Consider the following 19579-nt stretch of genomic DNA (forward strand, 5'->3'; position numbering starts at 1 on the left):
GCTGTAACCAATTTTTTTATGTGTGAAAAGATTGTAGAGGTACTTGGGTATGATCTTCGTAAATAAAACATCCCCGGCGTGCTTTAGAAATGTGAGGATCGAGCTGTTGAATGAGATCATACAATTCGCTGATTCGTCTCACATTGAAATCTGTTTGAGCTTGAAGCTGTTCTTTTAGTTCTTTTGTGCTCACGATGCTTCCCTTTTTTTCTTTAATAATATCTACACACCTTGCTGCGTAGTATATTTTGTCATTAGAAGGTCTGCTCTCTTTCATATCAAGTAATTTGAGCTCATGATAAATCAGTTCTCTTTCCTTTCTAAAGTATTGCCATGCTTCTTGTTCCTTTTCATAAAGTAAAATCAATTGCATTTTCAATTTTTCTCTTAACATTCACTTGACTCCATTTCCACTATCATTTAACCTACCTCTATTTTACATTATATGAAAAAATAACATTTGATCAAGTAAAATCCTTTTATTTTTATTTTTTTAATATGAAAGTATTGATACTAAAGGCTCATCTGTTCTATAAAAGGCGCTAAACATAGTCCTATAAAGCCGGGATTCATTGAAATTACTAGGAATATTTTAACAAAAAATTGTTGTGTCTAACTGAGACCATCTGAATCCAAAGGAAAAGGATATTTATTCCGAAAGACATGTTGTTTACTTCATAAAATGTTTTTCAGTCAGTAAAATCATGATTTTTTCATATGAATATGGTCGGATCAAGGTATCATTTGAAGGATGTCGTTCATGAAAATAGAATAATAGATTCAATCCTATCACTATGAAAATAAGAAAATCAAATGATCTATCACTTATTGGCAATCTTTTGATAAAATAGGAACAACAAGAGTATGAAAAAACGTTTCCATACTTACAGCACATGGAGAGGATGACATTTGATGAAAGAAACAACGCAAAAACCCACAATTATAGGCGTAAGCACAAGACCATCAGAGCATTTGAAAAGAGTGTGGGAGCAGCCATTCGTTTGGTGGCCTTTATCATGTGTGCTTGTATTAACAGTTGTTGTCACTTATTTGTCTCAGCTAGTGAATGAAGGAATGTGGGCAGATTTAATTTTACCAATCCCTTTCGTTTATGTGATCACGCTCATTGGTTTGGTCATTGGGATTGTCATTAATACTGCCGTATACAAGTTCATCGTCTTTTTAGCAAAAGGTGATGCAACGTTTCAGCAGCTATTTTCAGGTGTGCTTTATATCACACCTATTACGATCATTGGTACGATCATTTCTCATTTAGCGATCATTTTTTTTCATGTGCCAAAAGATATCACGGTTACCTCATTAAACGCATTCATTCGAATGTCTGGTCCATGGCATGCCGTGTTAGCCAATATCGATCTTTTTGTGATCTGGAATCTTGTTTTAACAGGCTTTTTATTGATCAAAGTCGGCCGCATTTCGCCAAGAATATCTTGGATTATTGTGAGTGTCTTTTATGTATTATCTTTAATTTTTCAATATCTAGGAACTACGATCACCATCAACATGCAGTAAGCTGGGGGTAGAATGTTTTTATGAGAAAGAAAATCATTATCGGATCCATTATCATTATTGTGATTGGTCTATTCATTGGATTTAATATTGCAAAAAACCAATCAAAGCCTGCCTCTACGGCATCATTTAAAACAGTCCAACTTGCATCAAAAGAAATAACTTCTACGGTGATGACGCCTGGAACACTTTCATTCTCGGAGGAGCAATTCATTTATACAGAAGAGGAGAAGGGAAGCCTGAATCATATCACTGTGAAAGAAGGAGAAAAGGTGAAAGCTGGAACACCGCTCCTTACATATGAAAATAAGGAACTGGAGCTTGAAGAACAGCAGCAAGCACTTGCAGCTGAATCAAGTACACTAAAGCTTGAACAATTACAAAATAGACTCAATTCATTAGATGAAAATCAGGGAAAAAAGGCGGGCTCTGATTCAAAAAACGAGCGAGATCAGCTTGAACTCGAACTCAAAGCTGCTGAATTAGAGCAAAAACAAGCGGAGCTTAACCAAGAAAAAGTAAAGGCACAAATAGAAGATTTAACGATACATAGCAAAATTGAAGGAACAGTCATCTCCATCGAGCAAGATGCTGGCGCAGGGAAGCTAGAAGAGAGACAGCCGGTGATCCATATTGGCAATGAGAAAAAAATGATCGTACGAGGCTTAATCACTGAGTATGACGCTATGAAAGTCAAAAAGAAACAAAAAGTAAAGGTAACGTCTGATGTCATTCGCGGAAAGAGTTGGCAAGGAGTGGTGAAAAAAGTGGGCGCTGTGCCTGCCCAGTCAACAGCAGAAACAGCTGCTAGTGATCAAACGGTACAATATCCAGTCGAAATTGAAATAAAAGGGAAAAAGCCGGATGCAAAACCAGGCTTTAAAATGATCATGGAAATTGAAACGGACAAGCGTCAAGTGCTCACAATTCCTGAAACAGCCGTGAAAAAAGAGAAAGATGGATCATACGTTTATGTTGTTGAAAAGAATGCACTGAAGAAAGTAAAAGTGACATTAGGTGAAACGTCAGGTCAAGATCTTGAAGTGACGAAAGGTTTAACAAAAGAAGATCAAATCATTGCAGAGCCATCAGATGATATGTATGACGGAATGGAAGTGAATGCTGAATGATTCAGCTTTCAAACGTGACAAAAAGCTACGAAGTCGCTGAGGAGACATTTGATGTATTAAGTGATGTGGACCTTGTCATTGGTAAAGGCGAGTATATGTCCATTATGGGCCCGTCCGGCTCTGGAAAATCAACGTTAATGAATATCATTGGCTGTTTGGACCACCCGACCTCCGGACAGTACCATTTTCAAGGTATGGAGCTGTCGGCAGCAAAGGATCAAGAACTGGCAGTGATTCGAAATCGATCCATTGGTTTTGTTTTTCAACAATTTTATTTACTGCCTAGATTAAATGCGAGGCGAAATGTTGAACTTCCGATGATTTACGCTGGTATCAGTCAAAAGGAAAGAAAAGAACGTGCGGAAATGGCACTTGAAAAGGTTGGTTTGGCAGATCGAATGAAGCATATGCCAAACGAGTTGTCAGGGGGTCAAAAGCAAAGAGTAGCCATCGCACGAGCGATTGTCAATGAGCCGAAGCTCATCTTGGCAGATGAACCAACAGGCGCTCTTGATTCAAAAACGAGCGGCTCGATTATGGAACAGTTTACAAAGCTCAATGAGGAAGGAACAACGGTTGTGCTAGTTACTCATGAAGAAGAAATAGCTGCGTATACAAACCGGATAGTCGTTGTAAGAGATGGACGCCTCGTTCAAGATAGATTGATACAAGGAGACGCAATGAATGAAACTCTTTGAAAATATCAAAATAGCGCTGAATTCTGTCCTAGCTCATAAATTGCGGTCTATTTTAACAATGCTTGGCATTATTATTGGGGTTGGATCAGTGATTGCAGTCGTTGCCATCGGTCAAGGCGGAGAGCAAATGCTGAAAGAATCAATTTCAGGGCCAAACAATACCATTGATATGACCTATACACCCTCTGATGAGGAGTTAAATGCGAATCCTAATGCGTTATTTGAAGCCACATTTACTGAAGAAGACATTCAAAGTGTTCAAGCATTGAATGGGGTTAAACAGGTTGCCTCCTCCACTGCACAAGGCATGCAATTAAGATTCCAAGATACAACAATAGATGCAACGGTCAATGGGATTAATGAAGGCTACACGAATGTACATTCTTTACATATAGCAGAAGGACAGGACTTACGTGAAATCGATTTTAGGAGCGGAAGAAGGGCAGCTGTTATTTCAGAAGGGATACAAAAAGAATTGTTTAATGGAGAGAAGGCAGTAGGCGAGTTGATTTGGATGAATGGACAGCCGGTTGAGGTGATCGGAGTTTTAGCAAAACAGGAAGGGCTGTTTTCATTTGATATGAATGAAATATATGTCCCTTTTGCAATGCTGACAACTGCATTTGGTGTGAAAGAATATGATAAGTTGTCTATTCAAGTCGCACATGCTGATCAAATGAAAGAAGTGGGAAAGAGTGCGGCTGCACGCTTAAATGAAAATCACCATACAGACGATGCTTACGAAATGATCAATCTGGAAGAGATTGCAGCAGGCATTGGTCAAATTACGTCTGTCATGACAACAATCATTGGCTCAATTGCTGGAATCTCATTACTTGTTGGCGGCATTGGTGTCATGAATATTATGCTCGTATCTGTCACAGAAAGAACAAGAGAAATCGGAATTCGAAAGGCACTTGGGGCAACTAGGGCTCAAATACTCGTTCAGTTTTTAATTGAGTCTGTCGTCCTTACACTGATCGGTGGGTTACTTGGAATTGCGCTTGGCTTCGGAGGTGCTTCACTTGTGTCACTGTTTGCAGGGTGGCCTTCTCTTGTATCGTGGCAAATCGTATGTGGAGGCGTCCTATTTAGTATGCTCATTGGTATTATTTTTGGACTGATTCCTGCCAATAAAGCAGCGAGGCTCGATCCGATTGAATCACTTAGATATGAATAATCCTAAAGTTAACTTTCAAAGTGCTGACAAGAAGGTAGAACGAGGTATATTGCCTGCTGCTCCACACCTGAAGCTTTTATGCAAAACGCATAAAGGCTTTTTTTCGTTCAATTGAATGAAATGAAAAATGATAGAAATGCTAATATCATGACTTTCTTCTCAATGTCACATATTTTTCAGTTTACAAATGGTACATATAAAGGTAAGATGACCATTGTGAAAGATTTTGATAGTTATTGAATGTATTTGATTGTTTTGTATTGATAATGTTGAAAAAAGCGATTACAATAAAGGTGCGCGCAAAATGAATACGTTTTCAAAAGGGGGTGTTTTCAATGCTCACACCAGAAAGACATCAACTCATTATCGACTATTTAGAAGAAAACGATGTCATCAAAATACAGGACTTAACGATTATGACGGATGCGTCTGAATCTACAATTAGAAGAGATTTATCAGCCCTCGAAGAAAAAGGCTTTCTTAAAAGAGTTCACGGAGGAGCTGCTAAAATATCTAGTATTCGTCTTGAACCAGATGTGTTTGAGAAATCTGCCAAAAACCTTCATGAAAAGTCATTGATTGCAGAGGCAGCTGCATCACTTTTAAAACAAGGCGATTGTATTTACTTAGATGCTGGTACGACAACACAGCAAATGATTGACTTTATCGATCCAGATCAAGATATCGTGGTGGTGACAAATGGTGTCATGCACATTGAAGCACTCATGAGAAAAGGCATTTCTTTTTACCTGATAGGCGGATCAGTGAAACATCGAACAGGAGCCATGGTGGGAGCCGCAGCTTTGACAGCTATGGAAAATTACCGTTTTGACAAGAGCTTTGTTGGGACGAACGGCATTCATCCCGAGGCAGGGTTTACAACACCTGATCCAGAAGAAGCGCTCATTAAAAAAAGAGCTATAAAGCAGGCGAAAAAAACCTACATCTTAACAGATGCCTCAAAGTTTGGCGAAATATCGTTTTCAGCCTTTGCTAGTTTACAGGAAGCCACCATTATCACAAACGACGCAAAAGAGGATTCATTCGATAATTACCATGAAAAAACGGTTATAAAGGTAGTGAAAACATGATTTATACAGTTACTTTAAACCCATCAGTTGATTACATCGTACACGTGGAGGATTTTGCGGTCGGCGGTTTAAATCGTTCAACCTATGACAAAAAATATCCAGGTGGTAAAGGAATCAATGTCTCAAGGCTTTTAAAACGGCACGGTGTTGAATCAAAAGCACTTGGATTCATTGGCGGTTTTACAGGCAAATATATTCAAGACTTTTTACAAAACGAACAATTACAAACAGCCTTTCATGAGGTGTCAGAAGATACACGTATCAATGTGAAACTAAAAACAGGCGAAGAAACAGAAATCAACGGGCTCGGTCCAAGTATTACTGAAGCACAGTTCGATTCGTTTTTATCCCAATTCACTTCATTAACAGAAGGCGATGTCGTTGTATTAGCAGGTAGCATTCCTTCTTCACTGCCTCATAACACATATGAGCGCATTGCTGAGGTATGTGCGAAGCAAGGGGTAAGAGTAGTACTTGATATTTCTGGAGAAGCCTTAAAAAAAGCAGCAGATCTGAAACCATTCTTAATGAAACCAAACCATCATGAGTTAGGTGAAATGTTTGAAACCAGTATTTCATCTGCAGAAGAAGCCATTCCTTATGGGAAAAAGCTGTTGGAACAAGGTGCTGAACATGTCATTGTATCTATGGCTGGAGACGGCGCTCTCTTATTCAGTAAGGAAGGGATCTTTCAATCTAATGTTCCAAAAGGCAAGCTGATCAACTCAGTTGGTGCAGGGGATTCAGTCGTTGCAGGATTCTTAGCTGGCGTTTCTAAAGGCCTTTCCAGAGAAGAATCATTTAAGCTTGGCGTCACATCAGGAAGTGCTACAGCATTTTCTGAGGAACTTGGAACAAAAGAGCTTGTCGATACATTATTGCCACAAGTAAAAGTCACACGCATTTAAAGGAGGAGTCATCATGAAAATTACAGAACTACTCACGAAGCATACGATTAAGCTTCAATTAGACAGCCAGCAAAAAGAAGCCGTTATTGAAGAACTGGTCACTGTATTAGATACAGCTGGTAAATTAAATGATAAAGAAGGCTACAAAGCAGCTGTTGTTAATCGTGAAAAACAAAGCTCTACGGGAATCGGAGAAGGAATTGCGATTCCTCATGCGAAAACAGCAAGTGTGAAAGAACCTGCTATTGCATTTGGCCGTTCAACAGCCGGTGTAGATTATGAATCATTAGACGGACAGCCAAGTCATCTTGTCTTTATGATTGCAGCAACTGAAGGCGCAAACAACACGCATTTAGAAGCACTTTCTCGTTTATCCACACTTCTCATGCGTGAAGAGATCCGAAAGCAGCTTCTTGAAGCGGCTACTGAAGATGAAATCATTGAAATTATCAATACACATGATAAAGACGATGAAGAAGAAGAGGAAGTCAAAGAGGAACCGGCTGCACCGGGAAAACCTGCTAAAATTTTAGCGGTGACAGCTTGTCCAACAGGCATCGCGCATACATTTATGGCCGCAGATGCTTTGAAAGAAAAAGCAAAAGAAATGGGCGTTGACATTAAAGTTGAGACAAACGGCTCTAGTGGAATTAAACATGCCCTGACAGCAAAAGAAATTGAAGAAGCGCCAGCTATTATTGTGGCAGCTGATAAACAAGTTGAAATGGAACGCTTTAAAGGCAAACATGTCATTGAAGTACCTGTGACAGCTGGAATTCGCCGTCCGCAAGAATTGATCGAAAAAGCCATCAATCAAGATGCGCCGATTTATAAAGGTTCAGGCGGCAGTTCTTCAAAAGATGAAAATGAATCGTCAGGCAAGGGAAGAAGTGGATTCTATAAGCACTTAATGAGCGGTGTAAGCAACATGCTTCCGTTTGTTGTTGGGGGCGGTATCCTCGTTGCGATTTCATTCTTCTGGGGAATTAACTCAGCTGACCCTAAAGATCCTTCTTTCAATTCATTTGCAGCTGTATTAAAAGGGATTGGCGGAGATAATGCACTTGCCTTAATCGTTGCTGTATTAGCTGGATTTATCGCAATGAGTATTGCAGACCGTCCAGGTTTCGCACCAGGTATGGTTGGCGGATTCATGGCCTCTGCAGCAGGTGCTGGATTCTTAGGCGGATTGATTGCTGGTTTCCTTGCTGGTTACATTGTGGTGCTGCTCAAAAAAGTATTCACTTTTGTACCACAGTCGCTCGATGGTATTAAACCAGTTCTGCTCTATCCATTGTTCGGTATTTTCTTTACAGGAATTATCATGCATTACATCGTCAACACACCTGTTAAAATGGTAATGGACGGATTAACACACTGGCTTGAATCACTTGGTACTGGAAACCTTGTATTAATGGGGATTATTTTAGCTGGTATGATGGCCATTGATATGGGTGGTCCGATTAACAAAGCTGCCTACACATTTGGTCTTGCGATGATTGCTGCTGGCAACTATGCACCGCATGCTGCGATTATGGCAGGCGGAATGGTGCCGCCGCTAGGAATTGCCCTAGCGACAACGATCTTTAGAAACAAATTCTCTAAACGTGACCGTGAAGCAGGTATTACATGTTACTTCATGGGAGCTGCGTTCATTACGGAAGGGGCTATCCCGTTTGCAGCGGCAGATCCTCTGCGCGTCATTCCTTCAGCTGTGATTGGTGCAGCAGTTGCAGGTGGATTAACAGAATTCTTTAGAGTGACGCTTCCTGCACCGCACGGCGGACTATTCGTTTTCTGGGTAACAAACCATCCAGTTCTTTACATCATCAGCATCTTAATCGGTGCCATCGTTACAGCGCTACTTCTCGGAATTCTAAAAAAACCAGTCCGACAAGAAGCTTAATTTGAAAAGAAGCATCGTGAAGAGCGGTGCTTCTTTTTGTTTAATCATCAGCAAATTAGGAAAAAATATCTAATTGAATGGTTGTCTTGTGAATTTTTAAATGACATGTGATAAAGTAAAGTTATTCAATTCACGTTTCAAGTCTTTTAGCAGAAAGTCTTAGGAGGAAGCAGTATTTTGAACGAAGAAAACAAACAAAACGAAAATGACATTCAATCTGATGGGAAACAAGCCAAAAAAGAGAAGAAAAGTTCTCTGTTTGAATGGATCAAAGCTATTTTAATTGCACTTGCCCTCGTCCTCATCATCCGTACGTTTATTTTTGAGCCGTATGTGGTGGAAGGAGAGTCAATGGAACCAACCCTTCATGATGGAGAAAAGCTGTTTGTCAACAAAACCATCAACTATCTCGGTGGAGTCAAACGTGGTGACATCGTGATTATTAATGGAAAAGACGGTCAGAAAATTCATTATGTCAAACGATTGATCGGCCTTCCAGGCGACACGATTGAAATGAAGGATGATACGCTTTACATTAATGGTAAAAAAGTAGATGAGCCTTATTTAAAAGAGAACAAGGCGCATGCCAAAGAGTATGAGGTACATTTAACAGGAGATTTTGGTCCAGTGAAAGTACCGAAAAACGATTACTTTGTTATGGGTGACAACAGACTGAATTCTATGGACAGTCGAAATGGACTCGGACTCATTGAAAAGGATCGGATTGTCGGCACATCAGAATTTGTTTTCTTCCCATTTGGCGATATTCGACAAACACAATAAATACACCTTTCTCATTGCGTAAGAAAGGTGCTTGAATGGACGACCCTTCCTGTAGGGTCGTTTTTAATTTGGTGTGAGCATCGTGACAATGATGACAATGGCCAAAACAGAAGCGAAAACGGACCCAGTAATCGCCAAAACAGAACGGAATAATCCAATTTTCACATTGTCTTTTCCGCGCTTTTGTAAAAAGCGTTTTGAAAAGATGTGGACCAGTGTGTAAATGAGGACAAGCCCAATATAAAGGCCAAAGTCTCTTGCATTAAAGCCTGTTGCCGATAAATAAATGCCCATAAAGAAAATTAATAAACAGTATTCCATGAGTGTGAGTAATCTCAAATCGCCCGAACTCCTTCAACAAAAACATTCCCACTTATTATACCATATTGGACAAAAAGCCTTTGTTCTTAGCGAGAGACGTTTCTATCAATCGTTATTCATGTTATACTTCATATTGATGAATGAGTGATGGAGGATTAATAAATGATTGCAGTGAATAATGTTAGTTTGCGATTTGCTGATCGTAAATTATTTGAAGAAGTAAATATTAAGTTCACTCCTGGCAACTGCTACGGACTAATTGGTGCCAATGGAGCTGGTAAATCAACGTTCTTAAAGATTCTTTCTGGAGAAATTGAAGCTCAAACGGGCGATGTTCATATGAGTCCTGGTGAACGTTTAGCGATTTTAAAACAGAACCACTTTGAATACGAAGAGTTTGAAGTGTTAAAAGTCGTCATCATGGGTCACAAACGTCTATATGATGTGATGCAGGAAAAAGATGCGATTTATATGAAACCTGATTTCTCAGATGAAGACGGGATTCGTGCAGCAGAGCTTGAAGGTGAGTTTGCTGAGTTAAACGGATGGGAAGCGGAAAGTGAAGCTGCGATCCTATTAAAAGGTCTTGGCATTCCAGAGAGCCTGCAATCGAAGAAAATGTCTGAGCTTGGCGGATCTGAAAAGGTAAAAGTGCTTTTAGCACAAGCTTTATTCGGTAAGCCTGACGTTCTACTTCTCGATGAGCCAACGAACCACTTGGACTTACAAGCCATTCAGTGGTTAGAAGAGTTCCTCATTAACTTTGAAAATACCGTCATCGTCGTATCGCATGATCGTCATTTCTTAAACAAAGTATGTACGCATATTGCAGACCTTGACTTTGGAAAAATTCAAGTGTATGTCGGAAACTATGATTTCTGGTATGAATCAAGCCAGCTGGCATTAAAACTCAGCCAGGATGCCAACAAGAAAAAAGAAGAACAAATTAAGCAGCTTCAAGAATTCGTTGCTCGGTTCAGTGCGAACGCATCTAAATCGAAGCAAGCGACATCAAGAAAGAAATTGCTTGATAAGATTTCGCTAGATGACATTAAACCATCTTCTCGTAAATATCCTTATGTTCATTTTGCGCCAGAGCGTGAAATCGGAAATGATGTCCTTCAAGTAGAAGGTCTATCAAAAACGATTGACGGTGTAAAAGTACTGGATAACGTCAGCTTTATTATGAATCGTGAGGATAAAATTGCGTTCTTAAGTCGTAATGAACTTGCTGTCTCTACTTTATTTAAAATCCTTGCTGGTGAAATGGAGCCAGACAGCGGGACGTTTAAATGGGGCGTGACAACATCTCAAGCCTTTTTCCCTAAAGACAATAGCGAATACTTTGAAGGAAATGATGTCGATCTAGTGGATTGGCTTCGTCAATATTCTCCGAATGATCAAAGTGAAAGCTTCCTGCGTGGTTTCTTAGGCCGTATGCTTTTCTCTGGGGAAGAAGTGAAGAAAAAAGCAAGCGTCTTATCAGGTGGAGAAAAGGTTCGTTGTATGTTATCAAAAATGATGCTGTCTGGAGCGAATATTTTGCTGTTAGACGAGCCGACGAACCATTTAGACCTAGAGTCCATCACAGCGCTGAATAACGGTCTAATGAGCTTTAAAGGGGCTATGCTCTTCTCATCTCATGACCATCAGTTTGTTGAAACAGTTGCAAACCGGATTATCGAAGTGACGCCAAACGGCATCGTTGATAAACAAACAACTTATGATGAGTTCTTATCAGATCAAGACATCCAAAAAAGACTACAAGAGCTGTATGCATAAACATAAAGAAAAGACATCCACATGAGGATGTCTTTTTTCTTTAAAAAGCCCAATTTCCATTACGGAAAATCGGTTCACGTTTACCATCTTTTGTGATTCCATCAATATTCATTTCCTTTGAACCAATCATGAAATCGACGTGTGTAATACTGCTGTTCACACCAGCTGCGTCTAGTTCCTCACGTTTCATCTCTTTACCGCCTTCGATATTAAATGCATAACCGCTGCCAATGGCAAGGTGATTGGATGCATTTTCATCGTAAAGTGTATTGTAATAGAGGATATTTGAGTTAGAAATTGGTGAATCATCTGGTACAAGGGCAACCTCACCTAGATAATGTGAGCCTTCATCTGTTTCAACGAGAGAGGTTAAAATGTCTTCGCCCTCTTTGGCTTTCACATCTACAATGCGCCCATTTTCAAAGGTTAACGTAAATTCATCGATAATGTTTCCTGCATAACTAAGTGGCTTTGTGCTAGAGACAGTCCCGTTTACACCATCTTTTTTAGGTACGGTAAAGACCTCTTCTGTCGGCATATTGGCCATGAATGATACGCCGCGTTCACTCACGCTGCCAGCACCTACCCAAATATGCTGCTCTGGAAGTTCAATCGTTAAATCTGTACCTGGTGCTTCATAGTGCAGCTTGTGGTAATGACGTTCATTTAATACTTTTACTTTTTCATTTAGTGATTCATCATGCTTTTTCCACGCTTCAACAGGATCTGGCTGATCAGCGCGGGCGACTTTAAAGATTTGGTCCCATAATAATGCAACAGCTTCTTCATCTGCATGCTCAGGGAAAATCTTTTTCGCCCAATCTTTTGATGCAGCACCGACGACTGTCCATGCAACTTTGTCAGATTGAACGTATTGACGATATGTATGAAGTGCTGAACCTGCAGCTTTTTGCTGTGAAGCAATTTTTTTCGAGTCAATGCCACTTAGAAGATCAGGGCTTTCTGACAAGATCGTAATAAAAGCACCGCCACGTTTTGCGATGGTTTCCATCATCTGTGCTTCCCATTCTGGAAATTGCTCAAACACATCTTGTGGGGCATGATCATATTTTAAACGGGTCAGAACACCATCACTCCAGCGGATATGTACGTTTTTCGCTCCGCGCTCATATGCGTGTTTTGCCACAAGGCGGACAAGGTCTACAGATTCAGTGAACGCAGATACGACCACTTCTTGACCACTTTGAACATTTACACCTACTTCAACGATGGTTTTTGCATATTGATCTAGTTGTTTTTCGAATGAACTCATAAAAACCCTCCTTTAGTCATGTTCATCATATCAGATTTAAGACCGAAAAGGAAAATGGGGAGCCGTCCCGAAGCAAAATAAAAAAGCCGCTTTCGTGCGGCTTTTTTAGCGGTTCAGTTGTTTCACAGGCTGTGCATTAGAAGGGGGCATATGTGAAAACGACAGGCTCATTCCTCCTAAAATAATACCGGTTAAAATGACTGTGACAACGACCCGTTTACCTAAATCAAGCAACATGTTCTTCCTCCTTCACGTTTATCCATTCATCACGATATGATCGAAATGATGAAAAAAGAAGTAGAACATGAAGATTATTTTAATGTTTTTTGCAATTTGTCGATGACTTCTAATGAACGACCCGTTCCAATTGCGACAGATTCAAGAGGATTTGCTGCGATATGAACTGGGACGACAATTTCTTGAGAGAGCCATTCTTGAATGCCGTTTAATAGTGCACCACCGCCAGTTAGAATAACGCCGCGATCTACGATATCACCACTCAGTTCTGGAGGGCTGTCTTCTAATGTAGCCCGAATCGCCTCTAAAATATGAAGAAGTGATTCACGCATAGCACCTTGAATTTCTGTTGATTCAAGTGTAATTGTTTTTGGAAGACCTGTGACAAGGTCGCGTCCACGTACTTCTAATGACTCAGGTTCGTGTTCAATGAGTCCATAACCAATTTCCATTTTTACCTGTTCAGCTGTCCGTTCACCGATCAGTAAATTGTATTTCTTTCTCACAAAAGTAATGATATCTTCATCCAGTTGATCTCCGCCAATTCGGATCGAGTGGCAAGAGACAACCCCGCCAAATGAAATGATCGCTACCTCTGTCGTTCCTCCGCCAATGTCTACAACGACGTTGGCAACAGGCTCGTCCACCGGGAGATCAGCACCGATTGCAGCTGCGACGGGTTCTTCAATTAAATGCACATGCTTTGCCCCGCAATTTTTGACAGCATCGCTGATCGCGCGGCGTTCGACAGCTGTTGAACCTGAAGGTGTACAAACAACCACAGTCGGCTTTCTAAAGGTAAACCCAATATTTTTTCCTGCTTTTTTCATAATTTGTTTAAGTAAATCGGTTGTCATATCATAATCAGCGATGACACCATCTTTCATCGGACGGATCGCTACAATTTTTCCAGGTGTTTTCCCAATCATCTCTTTTGCTTCTGACCCCACTGCAAGGACAGTTTTTGTTTCCGTATCTACTGCCACAACGGATGGTTCATTGAGAATAATTCCTTTATTTTTACTGTAAACCAATATGTTAGCTGTTCCTAAATCAATTCCAATTTCGGCATTTTGAAACATGTTTTCACCCAATCTCTATTTTTGCTGTTTTAAACAATTTTACATTTAAAAGTTCAGAGGGTTGAGGTCATTTGTGGGGGTGTGTGATCACCTTGAAATGAATCTGTAAAATTCAAGTCTCATTTTGACATTCACAATAAATTTTCCCTTTGGTTTTTCGATTTTGAAAAAAATTTTTATGCAGGAGAAACCTTTTAAGAATCTCTTACGTCTACGATATATCAATTGGTGAAAAACAGATTGATCTTGAGCTAATGAAAGAAAGAGGGAACGAAATTGAAATCTATCGGAGTTGTAAGAAAAGTAGATGAACTAGGGCGTATTGTGATGCCAATCGAATTGAGAAGAGCACTTGATATCGCTATTAAAGACAGTATGGAATTTTTTATAGATGGAGATAAAATCGTCTTGAAAAAATATCGGCCAGAGGGCGTCTGCCTGATGACTGGTGAGATTACTTCTGAGAACCACGAGTATGGAAATGGTCAAATTACATTAAGCGCTGAAGGCGCAGAACTGCTGCTAAAAGAGCTTCAAGAAGCCCTTCAGCAGTAAATAAAAATAGCCTGTTCTCTCCCATTGTGCTGAGAGCAGGCTTTTTTTTCTAAAAAAGTTCCTTAAAAATGCCACATCTTCCTCAAAAAATAAGTGGAAAATGGTACAATTGACAAAGAATCTCAGGGCGGCAGGTGGAATTATTTGAACAAAACATATCAAGTACGGATCCTGTTATCCGTTCTTGCATTTATATTAATTTTGAGCTGGGATTTCTTTTATTATCTTAGCGGCTATCACATTAATTGGCCGCTCGATCTAGCCTTTACAGTCGTTGTTTTGGCCGGTATTTGGACCATCTCAGGCTATGTGGACCGGTTGAATTTGCTTGTATCAGATTTAAATAAACGAGAAAAAGAAGCACACGAACTGACAGAGCGGCTGAATCGAATCACAGATAACTTGCAAGAAATCGTTTTTGAAACCAATGAAAAAGGTGAAATCATTTTTTTAAATCAAGCATGGAAACAAATGACGGGTTACGACATAGAGGAGTGTCTAGGTACGATGTACAATCAGTACTTTGATCAAGAAGAGCATGTCGTTCAGCATTTGTTGTCTGTGATCAAAGAGCATAAGGATGAGGGGCGGGTGGAGCTGCAGCTTCTCCATAAAGAAGGAAAAAAGGTATGGGGAGATGTGCATTATAAGCTTTATTTCGATGAACAGCACCAGTTTACTGGAGGTATTGGAACGGTTGCAGATATCACGAAACAAAAGCAGGCAAAGCTTGAACTTGAAAGATCAAATCAGCAATTGCAAATGCAGGCACAAAAGCTGGCTGTTGCAGGACAAATAGCCGCTGGCATTGCCCATGAAGTCAGAAATCCGCTCACCTCAGTCAATGGATTTTTGCAGCTGATGAAAACGCAATATCCTGAAAGAACCGATTATTTTGATATCATCTTTTCTGAAATTAAACGCATCGATTTTGTTTTAAGTGAACTGCTTGTCTTAGCAAAACCTCAATCGGTTCAATTTCAAGAAGTACAGCTCCATGATTTGCTAGAGCAGGTGATTACCTTATTAAACACAAATGCCGTTCTTTCAAATATTGATCTCAAACAGCCATTTAAAAAGCAGGATGCTGGCACGATATTAGCAGACGCCAATCAAATGAAGCAGCTGTTCATTAACTTAATCAAAAATGCGATCGAGGCAATGCCTGAAGGCGGCAGTATATACATATCAACAGAAAAAGTGATAAATGAATGGAAAATCACGATTCAGGATGAAGGAAAAGGAATGTCCGAAGAGGACATTCTGAAAATATATGATCCTTTCTTTTCGACTAAAAAAGAAGGTACAGGACTTGGTTTAACGATCTGTGCGACGATCTTAAAAGATCACCATGGAAGAATGGATGTAAAGAGCGAGCTCAGCAAAGGGACGGCTTTTGATATTTACTTACCTGTGTATCAAAAAAGCAGATAGTAGCAAGGTGAGAGGATGTGATGTGTGATGACGAAGGAGACAAAAACGTTATTTGTGTATGGGACACTTTTAAAGCACGAAAAGTATCACGAGACATTGATGAAAGAAAGCAGTCCATTAGCAGCATCTGCTTGGATAAAAGGGAGACTGTACGATACAGATGAGGGTTACCCTGTGTGTGTTGTCTCGGAACAAAACACAGTATATGGAGAATTGTATGAGGTCAGTGATGAAACGCTGCATAAGATAGATGAGCTAGAGGAAGGGTATGACCAGCAGGAAATAGAGGTTATGACAGACCAGGGGCCAAGATCAGCCGTTGCTTATACAATATGTAAGCAGAAGGCATCGAGTCTGAAGGAGATTGAAAGCGGCTGCTGGAAGTCATATCAACTATGGGAGCGCAAACCGTCTTCCTTCTATTATTTTGCCTATGGGTCCTGCATGGATGATGCAAGGTTTAAGCTTGCGAAAGTGGATCATTATTTTAAACAAATCATCGGCGGCGGCACACTTGATCGTTTTACCACAAGGTTTACATTGGTGCGTCCTGATGGATCAAGAGCAGATATGGTAGAAGACGGCGGAGAAACAGAGGGTGTTCTATATGAAGTGCCTTTTGATGCCATTCGTTATTTGTACAAACGAGAAGGTGTAAATGAAGGGACTTATCGTCCAGCATTTGTCGATGTCACAGTAGGTGATCAAGTGTATGAGGACTGCTTAACGTTTCTCGTTTTAAAAAAGAGCGAAGAAATTGCGCCTCCTGGTCATTATCGCAGTGAAATCGAAAAAGGAGCAGACCTTTACTTAAGTGAAGCGTTCCGCAAAAAAATACGGTCGCATATGGATTCATTAATCAAACCGTAGTAAAATGCATGGTAAGTGATATAAAAGGAGTCTGAACATGAAAAAGGAATATGCAGTCATTGGTCTTGGACGCTTCGGCGGAAGTATCTGCAAGGCGCTAAGCGAAGAAGGACTTGAAGTCATGGCCATGGATATGAATGAAGATCGTGTGAACGAATATGCTAAAATTGCATCACATGCCGTGATTGGTGATTCGACGGACGAATCTGTTTTAAAGAACCTAGGCATTCGCAATTTTGATCATGTGATCGTGGCGATAGGTGAAAACATTCAGGCGAGTATTTTAACAACGATTATGCTGAAAGAACTTGGTGTCAAAATGGTCACAGTGAAAGCTCAAAATGACTACCATGAAAAGGTTTTGAATAAAATTGGTGCGGACCGTATTGTCCATCCAGAACGAGACATGGGCAGACGGATTGCACATAAAATTATTTCTAACAACGTGCTTGATTATTTAGAGCTGTCAGATGAGTACAGCCTTATTGAAATCGTAGCCAACAGCAGACTTGCTGGGCACTCTTTGTTAGATCTCGACATTCGTGCAAGGTACGGGATCAATATCGTGGCAATTAAGCGAGGGAAAGAAGTGATCGTTTCACCGCTCGCAGATGAAATGATTCAAAAAGAAGATATTCTCATTGTCATTGGGGCAGTAGCAGATATCGGGCGCTTTGAAAAACGGGAAATGCAGAACGACTATTAAACACTCCGAGAAGGGGTGTTTTTTTGCTTTAGAAGTGTACATATCGAGCGGACATTGAGGAAGAGAAAAAAGTGGAAATGAGCCGTTTCCTTTCTGAAAAACAGCAAAATAGATCACGATTATTTTTCAGCAAATTACCACTATTCAGAAATAAAAATCAATCTTTTGATATGGTTGATTTTCTCTAAATGTCATTGACTGGACAAACAGATTCGTTTACGATAAGAAACATTATATTGTTTACTCGGAGGAGGCAGTGTCGTTGGATAAGGAGCTTTTCAGACATCAAATTGAGGTAGCTGCAAAGAGAAAAAAAGCAGCCCTAGTGATTAAACATGCGAAGGTTATGGACGTGTTTAACCAGGAATGGATAGACGCTGATGTCGCTGTTGAAAATGGAAAAATAGTAGGAATTGGGGAGTATGAGGGGGAACAGGAGCTGGATGCAACAGGTCAAATACTTGTTCCCGGTTTCATTGACGGCCACGTTCATATCGAATCCTCGATGGTGACTCCTGCTGAATTTTCCAAAGCTGTCGTTCCTCACGGCGTGACAACTGTTGTAACAGACCCGCATGAAATTGCCAATGTATCCGGTGTTGCAGGTATCCGTTTTATGCTCGAAGAAGCGAGAAAAGCTGCTCTAAATATATATTTCATGCTGCCATCCTGTGTACCGGCAGTCAGCTTTGAACGATCAGGTGCTACACTAAAAGCAAAAGATTTAAAGCCTCTTTATCAGGAGAAAGAAGTGCTTGGTCTTGCCGAAGTGATGGATTATGTCGCGGTGGAACAAGCGGAAGAAGATATGCTTCAAAAACTGCTTGATGCTCAACATGAACATAAACTCATTGATGGCCATCTAGCAGGATTAACGGACCGATTAATTAATGTGTACCGAACAGCTAATGTCCAAACAGATCATGAGGTGACAACAGCTCAAGAGGCCCTTGAACGTGTCAAAAGAGGGATGTATGTCATGCTCAGAGAAGGCTCTGTTGCTAAAAACGTGAAAAACGTATTACCTGCTGTCAATGAGAAGAATGCGAGACGCTTTTTCTTTTGTACGGATGATAAACATTTAGATGATTTAATGGCTCAAGGAAGTATTGATGAACAAGTACGGATGTCGATACAGGAAGGATTGGACCCCTTTTTAGCATATCAAATGGGAAGTTTAAACGCAGCGGAGTGCTTCGGTCTCAAAACAAAGGGAGCGATTGCACCAGGCTTTGACGCGGACTTTATGCTCATTTCTGACTTACATGAGGTAGGAATTACAAGCGTCTTTATCGCAGGAGAATTGGTCTCTGAACATGGAGAATATTTGCCAAGTGTCGACAAGATCACGCCAAGTTCTTCGCTCATGCAATCGGTACATGCAGTGGACGTTCAAGAGAAAGATTTAACGCTGCCTATAACAGATCATCAAAAGATGAATGTCATTCGCATTATACCGAATCAGCTTGAAACGAAATTAGAACAAATATCTCCATCTGGAAGCGATGGACAATTTACGAGTGATATTGATCGAGATGTATTAAAAATAGTGCTTGTCGAACGCCACAAAGGTCTATCTGAAATTGGGATAGGGGTTGTCAGCGGATTCGGCTTAAAAGAGGGGGCAATTGCAACAACAGTTGCCCATGACTCGCATAACCTAATTGCCGTTGGAACAAATGATGCTGATATGATCAAAGCCATTGAAACGTTAAAAGAAGCAGGGGGTGGTTTGACCGTTGTAAAAGACGGAGAAGTTCTTCATACGCTTCCATTACCGATTTCCGGTTTATTATCAGATCAACCTGCACATACGGTCAATGAAAGCCTTCATGCACTCCATGATGCTTTAAAGGAAACAGGCTTTGTCTTAGACTTTAATCCGTTTTTGACATTATCCTTCTTAGCACTGCCAGTCATTCCTGATGTGAAAATGACAACACAAGGATTGTTTGATGTGAGAAGTTTTCAGCATCTCCCGATTCAATCGTAAAACAATGACTGAACCCGCACGTATCGTACAGATATGCGGGTTTTTTTTATTGCGCATAAAAAAGAGACACAGCCAATTGGCTATGTCTCCCTGTACGTCC

General features: G+C 40.4%; 19 protein-coding genes. 14 read left to right on the forward strand and 5 right to left on the reverse strand.

The genetic code is table 11. From position 1 onward, the window contains the following. Nucleotides 1-16: 16 nt before the first annotated feature. Nucleotides 17-394, reverse strand: a complete 378-nt coding sequence (locus V7L95_RS13750; protein ID WP_008345156.1) for a hypothetical protein — start codon at nt 392-394, stop codon at nt 17-19. A 518-nt stretch (nt 395-912) separates the two neighbouring features. On the opposite strand from V7L95_RS13750, the gene V7L95_RS13755 reads away from it, so the two are divergent. The 8 genes from V7L95_RS13755 (at nt 913) to lepB (ending at nt 9226) form a co-directional block, all read left to right on the forward strand. Then, nucleotides 913-1533, forward strand: a complete 621-nt coding sequence (locus V7L95_RS13755; protein ID WP_340966886.1) for a YIP1 family protein — start codon at nt 913-915, stop codon at nt 1531-1533. 20 nt (nt 1534-1553) lie between these two features. Then, nucleotides 1554-2660 (forward strand): efflux RND transporter periplasmic adaptor subunit, encoded by a 1107-nt coding sequence (locus V7L95_RS13760; RefSeq protein ID WP_340966888.1) that lies wholly within the window; start codon nt 1554-1556, stop codon nt 2658-2660. Next, nucleotides 2657-3358 carry an ABC transporter ATP-binding protein gene (locus V7L95_RS13765; protein WP_017367165.1) on the forward strand — a complete coding sequence of 234 codons (702 nt, stop codon included), beginning with the start codon at nt 2657-2659 and terminating at the stop codon, nt 3356-3358. The genes V7L95_RS13760 and V7L95_RS13765 overlap by 4 nt, the downstream gene beginning before the upstream one ends. Continuing rightward, the gene (locus V7L95_RS13770) at nt 3345-4538 is read left to right on the forward strand and encodes an ABC transporter permease (protein ID WP_041092427.1); all 1194 of its coding nucleotides are present in this window, start codon (nt 3345-3347) and stop codon (nt 4536-4538) included. The genes V7L95_RS13765 and V7L95_RS13770 overlap by 14 nt, the downstream gene beginning before the upstream one ends. Nucleotides 4539-4873: 335 nt before the next feature. Beyond that, nucleotides 4874-5629 carry a DeoR/GlpR family DNA-binding transcription regulator gene (locus V7L95_RS13775; protein WP_048003194.1) on the forward strand — a complete coding sequence of 252 codons (756 nt, stop codon included), beginning with the start codon at nt 4874-4876 and terminating at the stop codon, nt 5627-5629. Further along, complete coding sequence (gene pfkB, locus V7L95_RS13780; RefSeq protein ID WP_048003195.1) at nt 5626-6537, forward strand: 1-phosphofructokinase; 912 nt, start codon at nt 5626-5628, stop codon at nt 6535-6537. Before V7L95_RS13775 ends, pfkB begins: the two co-directional genes overlap by 4 nt. A gap of 13 nt (nt 6538-6550) precedes the next feature. Next, nucleotides 6551-8443, forward strand: coding sequence for a PTS fructose transporter subunit IIABC (locus V7L95_RS13785; protein WP_008345139.1), 1893 nt, complete (start codon nt 6551-6553; stop codon nt 8441-8443). Nucleotides 8444-8653: 210 nt separating this feature from the next. Further along, a complete protein-coding gene (lepB, locus tag V7L95_RS13790; RefSeq protein ID WP_034647709.1) occupies nt 8654-9226 on the forward strand; it encodes a signal peptidase I in 573 nt (190 codons plus the stop codon). Nucleotides 9227-9289: 63 nt separating this feature from the next. Here lepB and V7L95_RS13795 read toward each other — a convergent pair whose 3' ends face one another. Beyond that, nucleotides 9290-9565 (reverse strand): hypothetical protein, encoded by a 276-nt coding sequence (locus V7L95_RS13795; RefSeq protein ID WP_008345136.1) that lies wholly within the window; start codon nt 9563-9565, stop codon nt 9290-9292. A gap of 144 nt (nt 9566-9709) precedes the next feature. On the opposite strand from V7L95_RS13795, the gene V7L95_RS13800 reads away from it, so the two are divergent. Beyond that, nucleotides 9710-11329: an ATP-binding cassette domain-containing protein gene (locus V7L95_RS13800; RefSeq protein WP_046343439.1), complete on the forward strand. Its 1620-nt coding sequence runs from the start codon at nt 9710-9712 to the stop codon at nt 11327-11329. Between the two features lie 40 nt (nt 11330-11369). On the opposite strand, the gene V7L95_RS13805 is transcribed toward V7L95_RS13800, so the two are convergent. From V7L95_RS13805 to mreBH, 3 genes are all read right to left on the reverse strand, one after another. Beyond that, on the reverse strand, nt 11370-12602 hold the full coding sequence (locus V7L95_RS13805; RefSeq protein WP_340966895.1) for an aminopeptidase: 1233 nt from the start codon (nt 12600-12602) through the stop codon (nt 11370-11372). A 105-nt stretch (nt 12603-12707) separates the two neighbouring features. Next, nucleotides 12708-12839, reverse strand: a complete 132-nt coding sequence (locus tag V7L95_RS13810; RefSeq protein ID WP_003210922.1) for a protein YkpC — start codon at nt 12837-12839, stop codon at nt 12708-12710. Nucleotides 12840-12913: 74 nt separating this feature from the next. Then, nucleotides 12914-13921 carry a rod-share determining protein MreBH gene (gene mreBH, locus V7L95_RS13815; protein ID WP_017359401.1) on the reverse strand — a complete coding sequence of 336 codons (1008 nt, stop codon included), beginning with the start codon at nt 13919-13921 and terminating at the stop codon, nt 12914-12916. 276 nt (nt 13922-14197) lie between these two features. On the opposite strand from mreBH, the gene V7L95_RS13820 reads away from it, so the two are divergent. From V7L95_RS13820 to ade, 5 genes are all read left to right on the forward strand, one after another. Beyond that, the gene (locus V7L95_RS13820) at nt 14198-14476 is read left to right on the forward strand and encodes an AbrB/MazE/SpoVT family DNA-binding domain-containing protein (RefSeq protein WP_138278471.1); all 279 of its coding nucleotides are present in this window, start codon (nt 14198-14200) and stop codon (nt 14474-14476) included. A gap of 144 nt (nt 14477-14620) precedes the next feature. Continuing rightward, entirely contained in the window at nt 14621-15910 is a 1290-nt protein-coding gene (locus V7L95_RS13825) for an ATP-binding protein (protein ID WP_340966900.1), read from the forward strand. 27 nt (nt 15911-15937) lie between these two features. Next, nucleotides 15938-16780, forward strand: a complete 843-nt coding sequence (locus V7L95_RS13830) for a gamma-glutamylcyclotransferase family protein (RefSeq protein ID WP_060781034.1) — start codon at nt 15938-15940, stop codon at nt 16778-16780. A gap of 37 nt (nt 16781-16817) precedes the next feature. After that, entirely contained in the window at nt 16818-17486 is a 669-nt protein-coding gene (locus tag V7L95_RS13835) for a TrkA family potassium uptake protein (RefSeq protein WP_008345123.1), read from the forward strand. 262 nt (nt 17487-17748) lie between these two features. Further along, nucleotides 17749-19479 (forward strand): adenine deaminase, encoded by a 1731-nt coding sequence (gene ade / locus V7L95_RS13840; RefSeq protein ID WP_050827229.1) that lies wholly within the window; start codon nt 17749-17751, stop codon nt 19477-19479. Nucleotides 19480-19579 lie beyond the last annotated feature (100 nt).

Source organism: Bacillus sp. PPSBB_11, assembly GCF_038023285.1.
In the GTDB taxonomy this organism is placed as follows: domain Bacteria; phylum Bacillota; class Bacilli; order Bacillales; family Bacillaceae; genus Bacillus; species Bacillus altitudinis.

Coding starts and splice junctions, on each gene's coding strand:
- V7L95_RS13805 (WP_340966895.1), bottom strand. CDS start 12,602: ATGAGTTCATTCGAAAAACAACTAGATCAATATGCAAAAACCATCGTT.
- V7L95_RS13750 (WP_008345156.1), bottom strand. CDS start 394: ATGTTAAGAGAAAAATTGAAAATGCAATTGATTTTACTTTATGAAAAG.
- V7L95_RS13775 (WP_048003194.1), top strand. CDS start 4,874: ATGCTCACACCAGAAAGACATCAACTCATTATCGACTATTTAGAAGAA.
- V7L95_RS13835 (WP_008345123.1), top strand. CDS start 16,818: ATGAAAAAGGAATATGCAGTCATTGGTCTTGGACGCTTCGGCGGAAGT.
- V7L95_RS13755 (WP_340966886.1), top strand. CDS start 913: ATGAAAGAAACAACGCAAAAACCCACAATTATAGGCGTAAGCACAAGA.
- V7L95_RS13785 (WP_008345139.1), top strand. CDS start 6,551: ATGAAAATTACAGAACTACTCACGAAGCATACGATTAAGCTTCAATTA.
- V7L95_RS13760 (WP_340966888.1), top strand. CDS start 1,554: ATGAGAAAGAAAATCATTATCGGATCCATTATCATTATTGTGATTGGT.
- V7L95_RS13770 (WP_041092427.1), top strand. CDS start 3,345: ATGAAACTCTTTGAAAATATCAAAATAGCGCTGAATTCTGTCCTAGCT.
- V7L95_RS13810 (WP_003210922.1), bottom strand. CDS start 12,839: ATGTTGCTTGATTTAGGTAAACGGGTCGTTGTCACAGTCATTTTAACC.
- V7L95_RS13800 (WP_046343439.1), top strand. CDS start 9,710: ATGATTGCAGTGAATAATGTTAGTTTGCGATTTGCTGATCGTAAATTA.
- V7L95_RS13765 (WP_017367165.1), top strand. CDS start 2,657: ATGATTCAGCTTTCAAACGTGACAAAAAGCTACGAAGTCGCTGAGGAG.
- V7L95_RS13830 (WP_060781034.1), top strand. CDS start 15,938: ATGACGAAGGAGACAAAAACGTTATTTGTGTATGGGACACTTTTAAAG.
- mreBH (WP_017359401.1), bottom strand. CDS start 13,921: ATGTTTCAAAATGCCGAAATTGGAATTGATTTAGGAACAGCTAACATA.
- pfkB (WP_048003195.1), top strand. CDS start 5,626: ATGATTTATACAGTTACTTTAAACCCATCAGTTGATTACATCGTACAC.